The sequence below is a fragment of the Enterobacter sp. RHBSTW-01064 genome (assembly GCF_014103035.1).
GTDB lineage: Bacteria > Pseudomonadota > Gammaproteobacteria > Enterobacterales > Enterobacteriaceae > Enterobacter > Enterobacter mori.
Window position 1 is genome coordinate 292,068 of record NZ_JABXOU010000003.1, and the last position, 16,386, is coordinate 308,453.

The window sequence follows — 16,386 nt, forward strand, 5'->3', positions numbered from 1 at the left end:
TTTCTGGCTCAGCCAGAGATGCGGTATCGCTGTGCCTTTAAATAGCCCTCCTCCCTGTTAAGCGATTAACAGGGCAGGCATCGTTCACCCTGGAAAAAGATTATGAAAACCATAACAACCTCCATCGCGGCATTACTCCTCCTGACAGGGTGCGATAATGCGCAAACATCTGCTCCCCAGCGTCCTCTTCCGGATGTGGGGATTGTCACGCTCATGAGCCAGCCTGTTTCCGTCGTCAGCGAGCTGACGGGCCGCACCACTGCCGCCATGAGCGCCGAAGTGCGCCCGCAGGTAGGCGGCATTATCCAGAAGCGGCTGTTCACCGAAGGCGATACGGTCAAGGCCGGACAGGCACTGTATCAAATTGACCCTTCCAGCTACCGCGCCGCCTACGATGAAGCCGCCGCGGCGCTAAAGCAGGCGCAGGCGCTGGTGCAGGCCGACTGCCAGAAGGCCCAGCGCTATGCGCAGCTGGTGAAAGATGACGGCGTGTCGCGTCAGGATGCAGAGGACGCGAAGTCCACCTGCGCACAGGACAAGGCCAGCGTCGAGTCAAAGAAGGCCGCGCAGGAAAGCGCGCGCATTAACCTCAACTGGACCACCGTGACTGCACCGATTGCCGGACGTATCGGCATCTCCTCCGTCACCCCCGGCGCGCTGGTGACCGCTCAGCAGGATACCGCCCTCGCCACCATTCGCGGGCTCGACAGCATGTACGTCGATCTCACGCGTTCCAGCGCCGATCTGCTGCGTTTACGCAAGCAAACCCTTGCCACCAATAGCGATACGCTAAGCGTGTCGTTAATCCTCGAAGACGGCAGCACCTACGGTGAAAAAGGCCGCCTGGCGTTAACCGAAGTGGCGGTGGATGAATCAACCGGTTCCGTCACGCTGCGCGCCGTCTTCCCGAACCCGCAGCATCAGCTCCTGCCGGGGATGTTTGTCCGCGCCAGAGTGGATGAAGGCATCATGAACGACGCGATCCTGGCACCGCAGCAGGGCATCACCCGCGACGCCAAAGGCACCGCTACCGCGCTGGTGGTCAATGCCAGCAACAAGGTCGAGCAGCGTCAGCTGGAAACGGGCGACACCTACGGCGACAAATGGCTGGTGCTGAGCGGCCTGAAGGCGGGCGATAAGCTGATTGTGGAAGGCACCGACAAGGTGACCGCCGGGCAGGAAGTGAAAGCCGAAGAGATGAAAGCCAGTGGAGGAAACGCCTGATGTTTTCCCGTTTCTTCGTGCGTCGCCCGGTCTTTGCCTGGGTTATCGCCATTCTTATCATGCTCGCCGGGATGCTGGCGATCCGCTCGCTGCCGGTCGCGCAGTACCCGGACGTCGCCCCGCCGTCGATCAAGATCTCCGCCACCTACACCGGTGCCTCCGCGCAGACGCTGGAAAACAGCGTGACGCAGGTGATCGAGCAGCAGCTCACCGGGCTGGATAACCTGCTCTACTTCACCTCCACCAGCAGCTCGGACGGGTCGGTAAGCATCAACGTCACCTTCGAACAGGGAACCGATCCGGACACCGCGCAGGTGCAGGTGCAAAACAAGGTTCAGCAGGCGGAATCTCGCCTGCCGACCGAGGTACAGCAGTCCGGCATTACCGTCGAGAAATCGCAGAGCAACTTCCTGCTGATCATGGGCGTGTACGATAAAACCGACGCCGCCAGCAGCTCGGATATCGCCGACTGGCTGGTGAGCAATATGCAGGACCCGCTGGCGCGCGTGGAGGGCGTTGGCAGCCTGCAGGTGTTCGGTGCGGAATACGCGATGCGCATCTGGCTCGACCCGGCGAAGCTGGCGTCCTACTCGCTAATGCCGTCCGACGTGCAGAGCGCGATCGAGGCGCAGAACGTGCAGGTCTCCGCCGGTAAAATCGGCGCGCTGCCCTCGTCGAACGCCCAGCAGCTGACCGCCACAGTCCGCGCCCAGTCGCGCCTGCAGACGGTGGATCAGTTTAAAAACATCATTGTGAAGAGCCAGTCCAACGGCGCGGTCGTGCACATCAGCGACGTCGCCCGCGTGGAGATGGGCAGCGAAGATTACACCGCCACCGCGAAGCTCAACGGCCACCCGGCGGCGGGTATGGCGGTCATGCTTTCACCGGGTGCGAACGCGCTCAACACTGCCACGGCGGTGAAAGACAAGATTGCCGAGTTCAAAAAGTCGATGCCGGAAGGCTATGACGTGGCCTACCCGAAAGACAGCACAGAGTTCATCAAGATCTCCGTTGAGGACGTGATCCAGACCCTGTTCGAAGCCATTATCCTCGTGGTGGTGGTGATGTACCTGTTCCTGCAAAACATCCGCGCCACGATGATCCCGGCGCTGGCGGTACCTGTCGTTCTGCTGGGCACCTTCGGCGTGCTGGCGCTGTTCGGCTACTCCATCAATACCCTGACGCTGTTTGCGATGGTGCTGGCGATAGGGCTTTTGGTGGATGACGCCATCGTGGTGGTGGAAAACGTCGAGCGTATTATGCGCGACGAAGGCCTGCCCGCCCGCGAAGCCACCGAAAAATCGATGGGCGAAATCTCCGGCGCGCTGATCGCCATTGCGCTGGTGCTCTCTGCGGTATTCCTGCCGATGGCCTTCTTCGGCGGCTCCACCGGGGTGATTTACCGTCAGTTCTCGGTCACCATCATTTCGGCGATGTTCCTCTCCGTGGTGGTGGCGTTGACCCTGACGCCCGCGCTCTGCGGCTCAATTCTGAGCCACACGGCTCCGCACAAGAAAGGTTTCTTCGGCGCGTTTAACCGCTTCTACAGCAGGACCGAGCATGGCTATCAGAACAAGGTGCTGCGGGCCCTGCGCCGCTCCGGCGGCATGCTGGTCATCTACGCCCTGCTCTGTGGCGCGATGGGCTTCGCCATGCTTAAGCTGCCGGGCAGCTTCCTGCCAACGGAAGACCAGGGCGAAATCATGGTGCAGTACACCCTGCCAGCCGGCGCGACGACGGTGCGTACCGCCGAAGTCAGCCGCCAGGTGCGCGAGTGGTTCCTCACCAAAGAGAAAGCCAACACCAACGTGATCTTTACCATTGAAGGCTTCAGCTTCAGCGGCAGCGGCCAGAACGCCGGGATGGCGTTTGTCTCTCTGAAAAACTGGTCAGAGCGTAAAGGCGATGAGAATACCGCGCAGGCCATCGCCCTGCGCGCCACGCAGGAGCTGAGCACCATCCGCGATGCGACCATCTTTGCCATGACGCCGCCGGCGGTGGACGGTCTGGGCCAGAGCAACGGCTTTACCTTTGAGCTGATGGCCAGCGGCGGCACCGACCGTGACGCGCTGTTGAAACTGCGTAACCAGCTGATTGGTCAAGCCAACCAGGACAGCTCGCTGCACGCCGTGCGCGCCAACGATCTGCCGCAGATGCCGCAGCTTCAGGTCGATATCGACAACAACAAGGCCGTGTCGCTGGGGCTGTCCCTGAGCGACGTCACCGACACCCTCTCCAGCGCCTGGGGCGGGACCTACGTGAACGACTTTATCGATCGCGGCCGCGTGAAAAAGGTCTACATCCAGGGCGACAGCGACTATCGCGCCGTGCCGTCGGATCTCAACAAATGGTATGTGCGCGGCAGCGACAGCACCATGACCCCGTTCTCCGCGTTCGCCACCACCCGCTGGGAGTACGGCCCGGAAAGCCTGGTGCGCTACAACGGCTCGGCGGCGTATGAGATTCAGGGCGAAAACGCCAGCGGCGCCAGCTCCGGCACGGCGATGAGCAAAATGGAGCAGCTGGCAAACAGCCTGCCGTCCGGCAGCACCTGGGCGTGGAGCGGTTTGTCGCTGCAGGAAAAACTGGCGAGCGGTCAGGCGATGAGCCTTTATGCCCTTTCCATTCTCGTGGTGTTCCTGTGCCTGGCAGCGCTGTATGAGAGCTGGTCAGTACCGATTTCGGTCATCATGGTGATCCCGCTTGGCGTGCTGGGCGCAGCCGTCGCCGCCTCCCTGCGCGGCCTGAACAACGATGTCTACTTCCAGGTGGCGCTGCTGACCACCATCGGCCTGTCGTCGAAGAACGCCATCCTGATTGTGGAATTTGCCGAAGCCAAAGTCGCGGAAGGGTACTCCCTGACGCGCGCCGCGCTGCGTGCCGCTCAGACGCGTCTGCGTCCGATCATCATGACCTCGCTGTCGTTTATCGCAGGGGTTACGCCGCTGGCCGTGGCAACCGGGGCTGGTGCCAATAGCCGCGTGGCGATCGGTACCGGCATTATCGGTGGGACGCTGGCCGCGACGCTGCTGGCGATCTTCTTCGTCCCCTTATTCTTTGTACTGGTGAAACGTCTGTTCTCCGGTAAGCACGTAAACCGGAGGTCATAATGTTTCGTGTATCTATTTTAGCGTTAGCCCTGCTGAGCGCAGGCTGTGTGTCGTTAGACCCAACGTATCAACGCCCGGACGCCCCCGTCCCGGCAACCTTACCCGGCGCGCACGGCGAAGCCACCGCCGTGGTGAGCCAGTGGCAGCAGGTGATGAACGACGCGCGGCTGAAAAGCGTGGTGACGATGGCGCTTAACAGCAACCGCGACGTGCAAAAAGCGATTGCGGATATCGACGCCGCCCGCGCCCAGTACGGTGAAACGCGCTCGTCCCTGTTCCCGACGGTAGACGCCGAGCTGAGCCACACCCGCAGCCGCACGCTGGCAAGCGGCGTGACCACCAGCGACGAAGCCAACGGCGCGGTCTCCAGCTTCGAGCTGGATCTGTTTGGCCGCAACCAGAGCCTCTCCCGCGCCGCGCGTGAAACCTGGCTTGCCAGCGAATTCACCGCGCAGAATACGCGACTGACGATGGTTAGCGAGCTGACCACGGCCTGGGTGACGCTGGCGGCGGATAACAGCAACCTGGCGCTGGCGAAATCCACAATGGAGAGCGCGGCGAACTCGCTCAAGATTGTGAAGCGCCAGCGTGAGGTGGGCGTGGCGGCGGCAACGGACGTCAGTGAAGCGATGGCGGTTTACCAGCAGGCGCGCGCCAGCGTGGCGAGCTACCAGACGCTGGTGATGCAGGACAAAAACGCCCTTAATCTGCTGGCGGGCGATACGGTGCCGGAGAACCTGCTACCCGGCACGCTGGAGAGCCTGAGCGATAATGCCATCACGCTGATCCCGGCGGGCGTCAGCTCCAGCGCGCTGCTGCGTCGCCCGGATATTCAGGAGGCCGAGCATAACCTGCTGAGCGCCAACGCCAACATCGGCGCGGCGCGCGCCAACTTCTTCCCGACCATTTCGCTTACCGCCAGCGCGGGCGTCGGCAGCGACTCGCTGTGGTCCCTCTTCAGCCACGGGATGAAGGTCTGGTCGTTTGCGCCGTCCATCACCCTGCCGCTGTTCAGCGGCGGCAACAACCTGGCGCAGCTGCGTTATGCAGAAGCCGAGAAAAAAGGGTTAATTGCGACCTACGAAAAAGCCATCCAGAGCGCGTTTAAGGACGTGGCCGACGCGCTGGCGCGCCGTGAAACGCTCAGCGAGCAGCTGGATGCCCAGCGAGAATACGTGGCGGCGGAGCAAAAAACGCTGGATGTGGCCACGCGCAGCTATAAGGCAGGCGCGGGGGATTATCTGACGGTGCTTACCGCGCAGCGGTCGCTGTGGTCGGCGCAGGAATCACTGATTGCGCTGCAGCAAACCGACCTGGAAAACCGCATCACGCTGTGGCAGTCGCTGGGCGGCGGGATCCAGTAACCTCATCGGTGGGCGATTCTCATGCGCAGAAAAGAGAAAATCATACTTTCGGCTGGAATCGCTACACTGAATGTAACGATATATTTCATGGGAAGCATGTGACGTTAACTGGAGGTTTCGATGAAAGCTGCGCACCTGGTTTGCCTGCTCGTTTGCCTGTTGTTCGCCGCGTTTGTTCACGCACAGGAGAAGGACGATCCGGCGAAAGATGCCCAGATAAAACAGCAGGTTCTGAAAGATGTGAAGAAAACCTGCACGCCACAGAAAAAGCAGAGCGATAAGGCCTGGCAGGCAATGATTTTGTCGTCGGAGGCCAACCAGCTGCTGATCAAAAACGCCATCACCGCCGTGAAGCGCGACAATCTGGACGCCTACTGGGATGCCGTCAGTCAGGTGGATTGTATGGAAGACTATTGAGGGCGGGAAAGCCGGGTGGCGGCTGCGCCTTACCCGGCCTACAAAACATTTTTAACGCTTCCGCATATCCGGAATAATTAAATCCCCGCGCAGCACGTACGACCCCAGCATCTGCGTTTTCTCCGTCAGCCAGCTCACAATCCGCGCCGCCATGGCATCCATGGAATATTCAATGGCCGGGATCACCGGAATACCCGGCAGATGGAGCGACCCGCCCAGGCTGAAGACCATGATGTCGTCCGGCACCGATTTATTAAACGCCTGCAGCTGCGGGATCACCCGCTGGGCTTCCTGCTCGTCCGCCACCAGCAGCGCGTTGAAATTCAGGGTGCTGGCGTTGTTCAGCAGCTCCTGCAGCGCAACGGATGAGGAGGTGGCGTCCATAAAGACCAGGTTGCGATTAAAGGGCAGGAAATTTTTCTCCAGCGCATGCTTGTAGCCGAGCAGCACCTGGTCGGCAAAACCGCTGCCGTGCGGGTGGATCAGCGCAATCTGGCGACGCCCCTGGCTGGTGAGGTAGTTACAGGCGGTTTCGGCGGCAAACGCGTGATCGAACTGGATGCTGTTGGCATTATCAGACTCCATACAGTCGACCAGAATGACGTTTTCCATATCCACGTCCAGCGGAAAACGGGCGCCAATCACCAGGATATCATCACAGAGCCCGCAGGAGAGTTCTTCAAGGGCGTGCATCACTTCCGCTTTGCTATGCGCGAAGCGCAGCAGCAGATGTTTTTGATGCTGGCTGAGCTGTTTTTCCAGCGCGTACAGATAACCGGTGGTCTGGTTAATGTTTTCCTGCGCGCAAATCACGCCAATACAGCCCGTCGACTGGCTTAGCAGTGATTGTGCAATCACGTTAGGACGATAATTCAGCTCATCCACCGCTTTTAGAACGGCCTGACGGCTGGCTTCCTTCACGCCGCGTGACCCGCTCAACACCCGTGATACCGTGGCTTTGGACACCCCGGCCAGACGTGATACATCGTTGATTGTAGACATCTCTCTCCCCTGGCAGGCCAACTTCACGCCTGCAAATTCCATTACCGCTACGGCTCACATTATAGCCAGAACGGAGTATATCCGTTTCCGTTTTTCATGGAAACCGATTTTCCGTTTCCACTCAAAATGACGTCATAACAGCCAAATTCCGTGATGCAGATCGTGGTAATAAGCCCCATAAGCACAGCTTCTTGATGGTTGTCACACTTCTGTCTTTTATAAATGGAAACCGGTTTCCGTATGATGTCCAATCATCTCCGCAATAACTTTTTACATTTAGAGGATGGTTGTCGATGTTCAAGATTATGCTGTGCTGCTCTGCCGGGATGTCCACCAGCCTGTTGGTCAGCAAAATGGTCGATGTCGCGAAAGAACGTGGTTTGCCGGTGAAGATTGATGCGTACGGTGTTTCCGAATTTGATACGCAGTTTCCGCAATACCAGGTTGTCCTTCTCGGACCGCAAGTGAAATACATGTTAAAGACACTCTCAGATAAGGCGGCGACGCAAGGCATTCCGGTACAGCCCATCGACATGATGGACTACGGCATGCAGCGTGGCGATAAAGTACTGGACTATGCTCTGTCGCTCATCGAAGCGGCACACTAAAAGGTGTTCACATGAGTTCGTTATATCAATCCATGGTCGCGGTGATTGAGCAGTCAATTACCCCGCTGGCCGCAAAGCTGGGTCAGCAAAAGTATGTGATTGCAATACGCGACGGCTTTACCGCCGCGCTGCCGTTTATGATCATCGGCTCGTTTATGCTGGTGTTCATCTTCCCGCCGTTTTCGGCGGATACCACAAACAGCTTTGCCCGCGGCTGGCTGGATTTCTCCCAGACCTACCGCGAGCAGCTGATGCTGCCGTTTAACCTCAGCATGGGCGTCATGACCTTCTTCATCTCGGTGGGGATTGGGGCAAGCCTGGGGCGTCAGTTCAACCTCGACCCGGTGATGTCCGGCCTGCTGGCCTTTATGGCCTTCCTGCTGGTCGCCGCGCCCTATGCCGACGGCAAAATCTCGACCCAGTATCTCTCCGGTCAGGGCATCTTCACCGCGCTGATCACCGCCATCTACTCCACCCGCGTCTATGCGTGGCTGAAGCAGAACAACGTGACCATTCGCCTGCCGAAGGAAGTGCCGACCGGCGTGGCGCGTTCGTTTGAGATCCTGATCCCAGTGATGGTGGTGATCGGCACGCTGCACCCGCTGAACCTGTTCATTGAAGCGCAGACCGGAATGATCATTCCGCAGGCGATCATGCACCTGCTGGAACCACTGGTGTCCGCCTCTGACTCCCTGCCCGCCATTCTGCTCTCCGTGCTGCTGTGCCAGATCTTTTGGTTTGCGGGTATCCACGGCTCGCTGATTGTCACCGGCATCATGAACCCGTTCTGGATGGCTAACCTATCGGCAAACCAGGCGGCGCTGGCGGCCGGCGCGGCGCTGCCGCACGTTTACCTGCAGGGCTTCTGGGATCACTACCTGCTGATTGGCGGCGTAGGCTCCACGCTGCCGCTGGCGTTCCTGCTGCTGCGCAGCCGCGTGACCCATCTGCGCACCATCGGCAAAATGGGCGTGGTGCCAAGCTTCTTTAACATCAACGAACCGATTCTGTTTGGCGCACCGATCATCATGAACCCGATGCTGTTTATCCCGTTCGTGTTCGTTCCGCTGGTCAACGCCTGCCTGGCGTACGGCGCAACCAAGCTCGGCTGGCTGGCACAGGTCGTCTCGTTAACCCCGTGGACCACCCCTGCACCGATTGGTGCGTCATGGGCGGCGAACTGGGCGCTCAGCCCGGTGGTGATGTGCCTGGTCTGTATGGTGATGTCCGCGCTGATGTACCTGCCGTTCCTGCGCGCCTATGAGCGTACGCTCATCAAAAACGAAGAGCAGAAAGCTCAGGCGACCGTCGGTAACGCTGAAGCCGCCAGCAATTAAGTCAAAGAGGAAGAGTCATGAAATACGCATTTCCCGATAACTTCTGGTGGGGCAGCGCAAGCTCAGCTCTCCAGACCGAAGGGGCAAGAGAGGGCGAAACCACATGGGATTACTGGTTTGCCCGAGAGCCGAACCGTTTTCACAACGGCGTGGGGCCGCAGCAGACCTCCACGTTTTATCAGCACTGGAAAACGGATATTCAGCTGTTAAAGCAGCTGAACCACAACAGCTTTCGCACCTCGATTAGCTGGGCGCGCCTGATCCCCGACGGTATCGGTGAAGTGAACCCGGAAGCGGTCGATTTTTACAATCAGGTCATTGATGAGCTGAATGAACAGGGCATCACGCCGTTTATCACCCTGTTCCACTTCGACATGCCGATGGCGATGCAGGAGATCGGTGGCTGGGAAAACCGCGACGTGGTGGACGCTTACGCCCGCTATGCGCAGATCTGCTTCGAGCTGTTCGGCGACCGCGTGCTGCACTGGTTTACCTTCAACGAGCCGATCGTGCCGGTAGAAGGCGGTTACCTGTACGACTTCCACTATCCGAACGTGGTGGATTTTCGTCGGGCGGCCACCGTGGCGTATCACACCGTGCTGGCCCATGCGAAGGCGGTGCAAGCCTACCGCGCCGGGCATTACGCGGGGGAGATTGGCATCGTGCTGAACCTGACGCCGTCATACCCGCGTTCGCAGAATCCGGCAGACGTGAAGGCGGCGCACATCGCAGACCTGATGTTTAACCGCAGCTTCCTTGACCCGGTTCTGCGCGGTGAATACCCGGCAGACCTGGTGGCGCTGCTGAAATCTTACGATCAGCTGCCCGCCTGCAAGCCGGAAGACGGTTTCCTGATCGCGGAAGGGAAAATCGACCTGCTCGGCGTGAACTACTATCAGCCGCGTCGCGTGAAGAGTCGCGACAGCGCGGTGAACCCTCAGGCGCCGTTTATGCCGGAGTGGTTCTTTGATAACTACGAGATGCCGGGCCGCAAGATGAACCCGTACCGCGGCTGGGAAATCTACGAGCCGGGTATTTACGATATTCTGGTTAACCTGCGCGACAATTACGGCAACCCACGCTGCTTTATTTCTGAAAACGGCATGGGCGTCGAAAATGAGCAGCGCTTTATTGAAAATGGCCAGATTAACGATCAATACCGCATCGAGTTTATTTCCGAACATTTAGCCTGGCTGCATAAGGGTATTAGCGAAGGGTGCAATTGTCTTGGTTACCATATGTGGACATTTATTGATAACTGGTCGTGGTGTAACGCGTATAAAAATCGCTACGGATTTATCCAGCTCGATTTAAAGACGCAGCAGCGCACCATTAAGAAAAGCGGGGAGTGGTTTGCCGCCACCGCCTTAAATAATAGCTTTGATAAAGAGTAATGATGATGATCGCACTAGAAGAAGCCGTAATGGAAATTATCGTCAACGCCGGGCAGTCCCGCAGCCTGTGCTTTGAAGCACTGCACGCGGCGCGTCAGGGTAACATTGACGAGGCCAAAAGCCTGCTGCGCGAAGCCGACGGCTACGCGCGCCAGGCGCACAAGATGCAGACCAAACTCATCGAGCAGGATGCGGGCGAAGGCCGCCAGCCGATGACCTTAATCATGGTGCACGCGCAGGATCATTTAATGAACTCTTTATTAGCGCGTGAACTGTCCGAAGAAATCATTCATTTATATCAGAGATAGCCTATGGCGAAATAAAGTTACTGTAATACCTCTGTACCTTAAATAGAATTCCACTTGTTCTGATGATAGCGACATACTCTGTCAGATCGGAGCGGGATGGTTATTGTCTGAATAAAATTAAACTATATTGAGATAACCATGAATACGATTAAAAAACTTCCATTAACCATGGCGGTTATCGCCGCGCTTTGCCCAATTTCCGTGCTCGCACAGGAATTCACACAGGAGCAAATCGACGCCATTGTGGCAAAAGCGGTGGATAAAGCCCTGGCCGAACGTCAGGCCAAAATGGATGCGGCGGTCGCGAAAAAAGCGGACGTGGTAACCGAGCCGCAAAGCGCGGCGCAGTCCCCCGATATGGCGATTCCGTTCGGCATTAAATTTACCGGCTACGCCCGCTACGGCGCGCACTTCCAGGCCGCCGATCAGAAATACGTGGCGGTGGACGGCTCCTACAACGGCGCGTCCGCCATTGGTCGTCTGGGCAACGAAGGCAACGGCGGGGAATTCCAGCTCTCCAAGGCCTTCAAGGGTGAAAACGGCGCCATCTGGGACGTTAACGTGATGATCGACCACTGGGGCGACGAAGTTAACCTGAAAAAAGCCTACGCGGGCGTGACCAACATTATGGCCTCCAACCCGAACGCCTATTTCTGGGCCGGTCGTGACTTCCACCAGCGTCCGCAGCAGGGCATCAACGATTACTTCTGGATGAACCACGACGGCCAGGGTGCCGGGGTGAAGAACTTCGACATCGGCGGCGTGCAGTTCGACGTGGCCGCCGTGGCGGCGGTGGAATCCTGTAGCCCGGAAGTGATGGAAGACGAAGCGAACCCGTCGCGCATCACCTGTACCGGCGGTTCCGGCACGGGTGACAAAGGTAACTACGCCGCGACCTCAAAAATCCACGGCATGAAGCTCGGCCCGATCGACATGGAGCTGTACGCCAACTACGGCTTTGACTCCAAGGCGGTGGAGAGCGACGAGCGCCTGAACGCCTGGCAGGGCGGCGTGGTGCTGAGCCACACCAACGACAGCGGCGTGAACAAAGTGATCGCCCGCTACTCCGATAACGCGGACAACAGCGTGTTCAACAAAACCGAGGACCTGACCACGGTCTACGCCAGCTTCGAAGGGCTGTACAAATTCACCCAGGCGACGCAGGTAGAGTACATCCTTGCCTTCCACGACTACGACAACAGCCGCGATAAGACCGACAACCGCAAGAACTACAATGCCATCGTGCGCCCAATGCACTGGTGGAACGACGTTCACTCCACCTGGCTGGAAGCGGGCTGGCAGCACGTTGATTATGACAACGGCGGCGACAACAAGGGCTGGAAGCTGACCCTGTCGCAGAACATGTCCATCGCCATGGGGCCGGAGTTCCGTCCGATGCTGCGCTTCTACGTGACCGGCGGCAAAGTGGATAACGAGCGCACCGCACGCGTGAACAACACCAAAGACGAAACCCTCGACGACTTCAACGTCGGCGCGATGTGGGAGGCGTGGTTCTAGTACAGCGACGTTTGTTTCGCCCGGCGGCGCTGCGCTTGCGCGGGCCTACAAAACCTTGTAGGCCGGGTAAGCGCAGCACCACCCGGCGAGATCCCATGTTATGCTAGAAAAAAATCAACATAGCAGGGGAGAAAATGGGTTCCACACGTAAAGGGATGCTGAACGTCCTGATTGCCGCCGTTTTATGGGGCAGCTCGGGGGTTTGCGCGCAGTACATCATGGAGAAAAGCCACATTTCTTCGCCTTACCTGACCATGGTTCGCCTGCTCTTTACCGGCGTGATCCTGCTGACGCTCTCTTTCGTTCACGGCGACAAGATTTTCTCGGTCATCAAGCATCGCAAAGACGCCCTCAGCCTGCTGATTTTCTCACTCGTCGGCGCGCTCACCGTGCAGCTCACCTTTCTGCTGACGATTGAAAAATCCAACGCTGCGACCGCCACCGTGCTGCAGTTTCTGTCCCCGACCATCATCGTGGCGTGGTTTGCCCTGGCGCGGAAAAAGCGTCCCGGCGTGTTTGTCTTGTCGGCCATCATGACGTCGCTTATCGGCACCTTCCTGCTGGTCACCCACGGCGACCCGACCTCGCTCTCCATCTCGCCTGCCGCACTGTTCTTCGGCATCGCCTCGGCGTTTGCCGCCGCGTTTTATACCACGTACCCGTCGACGCTGATCGCCCGCTACGGCACGCTGCCGATTGTCGGCTGGAGCATGTTGATTGCCGGGTTAATGCTGACGCCGTTCTACGCCGGGCGCGGGACCACGTTCGTGATTGACGGCAGCCTGCTGCTGGCGTTTTTCTACCTGGTGGTGATCGGCACCGCGCTGACGTTTAGCCTGTACCTGAAAGGTGCGCAGATGATCGGCGGGCCGAAGGCGAGCATTCTGAGCTGCGCCGAACCCTTGAGCAGCGCGCTGCTGTCGGTGATTTTGCTGGGCGTGGCGTTCACCCTGCCGGACTGGCTGGGGACGCTGCTGATTGTGTCGTCGGTGGTGCTGATTTCGATGGATTCGAGAAGACGGGTTCAGACATCGGCGTGATCTACGAATAATAGTGATAGCGGCACATTAAAATAGTGAGAGCGCTATCCGACACCCCGTAAACCAGACGATCGGTATCATTGATTCGGCGGGACCAGTACCCGGAAAGATTACCTTTAAGCGGTTCCGGCTTACCCAGGCCATCGAAGGGTTGACGCTTCGCATCTTCAATCAATTTATTGATTCTGCGAAGCGTTTTCTTATCCTGCTCCTGCCACCACAGGTAATCATCCCAGCCATTATCAGTCCAAATCAGTAGCCTGGTCATCTATCAGATCCCTCTGCGTGGTTTTTCCGGTATTTGCCTGTGCGATTGACTCCATCAGTCGGCTGGCGTTAGCAGGCGAACTCATCAGATGGATGGTTTCCATCATTGAGTTGTAGTGCTGCAGAGACATCACTACCGCATCCCCCCCGTTGCGGCGGCTGATGATGGTGGTCTCCACATTGTCATTCACGTCGTCCAACACATCTTTGAGTCGACTTCGTGCTTCGGTAAACGTCACAACCTGCATATTCCCTCCTGTACAAGTTACGGTACAAGTATATCGATGAAGTGACTATTTATCAATCAACGTGCCTTAACCTTCCCTGCCACCAGCAGTGCCGTCAGCAGCATCAGCGTACCGGAAATCACCAGCGGCGACGTCAGCCCCAGATGGTCGAGCGCCACGCCGCCAATGGCCGCGCCGCAGGTGTTCGCCAGCTGGATCACCGCCACCTGAATCGACCCGGCTTTTTCAGCCTGATCGGCCAGCGTGCGGGTGATCCACGTCGACCAGCCCACCGGCACCAGCGCAAAGGCAAAGCCCCAGATAATCGCAATCGCCGACGCCACCCACTTATCGCTGCCCCACAGCACCAGCACCGCGGCACTGACCGCCAGCACCAGCGGCGCACCGGCCAGCGCGACCTTCAGGGAGCGTTTCAGAAACTGAGACGACAGCGAGGTGCCGACAAAGCTGGCGATACCGAAGCTCAGCAGCACCAGCGTCAGGCCGGCGACGTCAAAGCCCGCCATGGTCATAAACACCGGGCGAATGTAGGTGAAGAAGGCAAACTGCCCGGCAAAGGCCATGAAGATCGCGGTCATCCCCGCCAACACGCCGGGGCGTTTCAGCAGGGCGAACATGTTCTGCTTATGATGCGCCGCTTCGCCCGGCAGAGACGGCAGCGCTTTCCACACCCAAATGATGCAGAGCAGGCCCATCACCGCCGCCGCGTTGAAGACGTTACGCCAGCCGATAATCCCACCGAGGAAGCTGCCGAGCGGCGCGGCAATCACCAGCGCGATAGAGACCGCACCGAAGATAACGGAAAGCGCTTTTGGCACCGTACGCGCGGGCACCAGGCGCATGGTGAGCGAGGCCGACATCGCCCAGAAACCGCCGAGCCCCAGCCCCAGACAGGCGCGACCGAGCAGCAGCAGGGTGAAGCTTTCCGCGAAGGAGACCAGCAGGCAGGAGAGCGTCAGCAGCACGCTGAACAGAATGACCACCTTGCGGCGGTCGATAGTGCCAATCACCTGGGTGATAAACAGGCTGGCGAACATCGCCACGAAGGCGGTGACGGTAACGGACTGCCCCGCCACGCCTTCGGAAATGCCCAGGTCCTGCGCCATTGGCGTCAGCAGGCTCACCGGCAGAAACTCAACGGTAATCAGGCAGGCGACGCAGAACGCCACGGCGAAAACGGCCGACCAGTTGGGGCGAGAAACCTCTTTGGTCTGCGGTCTGGTCGTGGGCTGGATATGTTCTGTCATGGCGTCACCTGAAGATAAAAACGTGCGGAAAAGTCGCGCAGTTTATCATCAAAAGTGTGACGAATTTAACGATTTGACAACTTTGCAGCTTTTTTTGCCGGGCGGCGCTGAGCTTGCACCGGCCTACGGGGCTTGTAGGCCCGGTCATACACAGCGCCACCGGGCAAAATTACCCGCGAGCCTTAAGGGCAGCATTTGCCAGCCCGACGATCCATTCCTGGTGCCCGTTAATCATCGGGTTCGGCACGGTGCGCGCTAATTCCTTTGCTGGAGCGCCTTTCTGCGACTCCTGGGTCAAAATGCGCACGCGGTTGCCGGGCAGGTCTTCAAACAGCCAGGCGTGGATAACATCGAGACGCGAATTTGCATCCCCTTCCACCCAGCCGTGCCACGCAATACGTGCCGCTTCACCGTCAACGGGAGGCATATACTCCGTCACCTGCGCCTCAACCGGAAAGCCAAAGGTGGTGAAGCGAAAGCGGGCGTTAGCGCTCAGTTCAGGACCGCTGCCGTCGTGGAAACGGATATCCTCGGCGTTGCTGTAGTAGCCCGGCCACAGGGTGGTGTCGTTAAGCTGCGCCCAAATTTCTTCCGCGCTCAGCCCGGCGACGATGATTTCGTTAGATGCAAAGTTATCGGTGGTGCCTGGCAGGTAGTCGTTCGGCCAGATAATGGCGGATTGTTTCATGGTTCACCTCATCGGTTAGTTGATGAGGTGATGGTGCGCCCGAAGGTGATATAAATCTAATGACGATGCTTTATACTCTTCATCACGGTTCGTGATATCAGTGCAGGTAAAACACGCCCTCTTCCGGCAAGAAGAGCTGGTTATAACGCAGTTGAAAGGCGTTAAGCTCCTGCGGGTCCGGCTCTATCTCGCGCATAAAGCCAAGCGCCAGACGAATTTGCGCATCGGTGATCGGCGCGGCCAGACGGGCTTTACGCAGCATGCGGTGCCAGGTATGCAGATTCTCTTCGCTGGCGTCGACGATGCAGACCTGCCAGATCAGCAGCACCTGGGCGGCATTTTGCAGATGCGCCTCGTCGGGGCGTTCAAGATAGCGGATAAACTCATTGCCCGGCGTTTTACCGAACTGGTCAATCATCGACTCGACCGGCATTGGGGTGATCCCCAGCCGCTCGCTTAAACGTTTGATGGCGCGGCGGGAGTCTGAGGTCAGGACACGAAATCCCACCACAAACACCACGGCAAGCGTTGCCAGCATTATCCAGACCATGCGTTCTCCTTAGACTAGCCGCTCATCATAGCGGGAAACGCAGCGCGTCGACAGCGGGCAGCGC

Annotated in this window: 16 protein-coding genes; 10 read left to right on the forward strand and 6 right to left on the reverse strand. The window is 58.5% G+C overall.

Features of this window, described 5'->3' with window-relative positions:
• Window positions 1-102 precede the first annotated feature (102 nt).
• From HV355_RS11615 to HV355_RS11630, 4 genes are all read left to right on the forward strand, one after another.
• Window positions 103-1,224 carry an efflux RND transporter periplasmic adaptor subunit gene (locus tag HV355_RS11615; protein WP_029484915.1) on the forward strand — a complete coding sequence of 374 codons (1,122 nt, stop codon included), beginning with the start codon at window positions 103-105 and terminating at the stop codon, window positions 1,222-1,224.
• Window positions 1,224-4,334 carry an efflux RND transporter permease subunit gene (locus HV355_RS11620; protein WP_182401976.1) on the forward strand — a complete coding sequence of 1,037 codons (3,111 nt, stop codon included), beginning with the start codon at window positions 1,224-1,226 and terminating at the stop codon, window positions 4,332-4,334. Before HV355_RS11615 ends, HV355_RS11620 begins: the two co-directional genes overlap by 1 nt.
• On the forward strand, window positions 4,334-5,698 hold the full coding sequence (locus HV355_RS11625) for a TolC family protein (RefSeq protein ID WP_182401978.1): 1,365 nt from the start codon (window positions 4,334-4,336) through the stop codon (window positions 5,696-5,698). The genes HV355_RS11620 and HV355_RS11625 overlap by 1 nt, the downstream gene beginning before the upstream one ends.
• Before the next feature lie 120 nt (window positions 5,699-5,818).
• Window positions 5,819-6,115 carry a YicS family protein gene (locus tag HV355_RS11630; RefSeq protein WP_010426504.1) on the forward strand — a complete coding sequence of 99 codons (297 nt, stop codon included), beginning with the start codon at window positions 5,819-5,821 and terminating at the stop codon, window positions 6,113-6,115.
• A gap of 51 nt (window positions 6,116-6,166) precedes the next feature.
• Here the strand turns inward: HV355_RS11630 and HV355_RS11635 are convergent, their stop codons facing one another.
• A complete protein-coding gene (locus HV355_RS11635) occupies window positions 6,167-7,117 on the reverse strand; it encodes a LacI family DNA-binding transcriptional regulator (protein ID WP_042714383.1) in 951 nt (316 codons plus the stop codon).
• A gap of 293 nt (window positions 7,118-7,410) precedes the next feature.
• Between HV355_RS11635 and HV355_RS11640 the strand changes: the two genes are divergently transcribed.
• From HV355_RS11640 to HV355_RS11665, 6 genes are all read left to right on the forward strand, one after another.
• Window positions 7,411-7,725: a PTS sugar transporter subunit IIB gene (locus tag HV355_RS11640; protein ID WP_010426508.1), complete on the forward strand. Its 315-nt coding sequence runs from the start codon at window positions 7,411-7,413 to the stop codon at window positions 7,723-7,725.
• 11 nt (window positions 7,726-7,736) lie between these two features.
• Window positions 7,737-9,062, forward strand: coding sequence for a PTS sugar transporter subunit IIC (locus HV355_RS11645; protein WP_182401980.1), 1,326 nt, complete (start codon window positions 7,737-7,739; stop codon window positions 9,060-9,062).
• 17 nt (window positions 9,063-9,079) lie between these two features.
• Window positions 9,080-10,456, forward strand: a complete 1,377-nt coding sequence (locus tag HV355_RS11650; RefSeq protein WP_182401982.1) for a glycoside hydrolase family 1 protein — start codon at window positions 9,080-9,082, stop codon at window positions 10,454-10,456.
• Window positions 10,457-10,461: 5 nt separating this feature from the next.
• Entirely contained in the window at window positions 10,462-10,764 is a 303-nt protein-coding gene (locus HV355_RS11655) for a PTS lactose/cellobiose transporter subunit IIA (RefSeq protein WP_029741865.1), read from the forward strand.
• Window positions 10,765-10,902: 138 nt separating this feature from the next.
• Window positions 10,903-12,282 (forward strand): carbohydrate porin, encoded by a 1,380-nt coding sequence (locus HV355_RS11660; protein WP_033144328.1) that lies wholly within the window; start codon window positions 10,903-10,905, stop codon window positions 12,280-12,282.
• Window positions 12,283-12,416: 134 nt separating this feature from the next.
• Window positions 12,417-13,322 (forward strand): DMT family transporter, encoded by a 906-nt coding sequence (locus HV355_RS11665; RefSeq protein ID WP_121426073.1) that lies wholly within the window; start codon window positions 12,417-12,419, stop codon window positions 13,320-13,322.
• A 1-nt stretch (window position 13,323) separates the two neighbouring features.
• Here HV355_RS11665 and HV355_RS11670 read toward each other — a convergent pair whose 3' ends face one another.
• The 5 genes from HV355_RS11670 to HV355_RS11690 form a co-directional block, all read right to left on the reverse strand.
• Complete coding sequence (locus tag HV355_RS11670) at window positions 13,324-13,590, reverse strand: Txe/YoeB family addiction module toxin (protein WP_041911701.1); 267 nt, start codon at window positions 13,588-13,590, stop codon at window positions 13,324-13,326.
• Window positions 13,565-13,837, reverse strand: a complete 273-nt coding sequence (locus tag HV355_RS11675; RefSeq protein WP_041911702.1) for a type II toxin-antitoxin system prevent-host-death family antitoxin — start codon at window positions 13,835-13,837, stop codon at window positions 13,565-13,567. The genes HV355_RS11670 and HV355_RS11675 overlap by 26 nt, the downstream gene beginning before the upstream one ends.
• 56 nt (window positions 13,838-13,893) lie before the next feature.
• The gene (gene nepI, locus HV355_RS11680; RefSeq protein WP_182401984.1) at window positions 13,894-15,084 is read right to left on the reverse strand and encodes a purine ribonucleoside efflux pump NepI; all 1,191 of its coding nucleotides are present in this window, start codon (window positions 15,082-15,084) and stop codon (window positions 13,894-13,896) included.
• A gap of 169 nt (window positions 15,085-15,253) precedes the next feature.
• A complete protein-coding gene (locus HV355_RS11685) occupies window positions 15,254-15,772 on the reverse strand; it encodes an SRPBCC domain-containing protein (protein WP_182401985.1) in 519 nt (172 codons plus the stop codon).
• A gap of 97 nt (window positions 15,773-15,869) precedes the next feature.
• Window positions 15,870-16,322 carry a DUF1198 domain-containing protein gene (locus HV355_RS11690; RefSeq protein WP_045343915.1) on the reverse strand — a complete coding sequence of 151 codons (453 nt, stop codon included), beginning with the start codon at window positions 16,320-16,322 and terminating at the stop codon, window positions 15,870-15,872.
• Window positions 16,323-16,386: the final 64 nt, after the last annotated feature.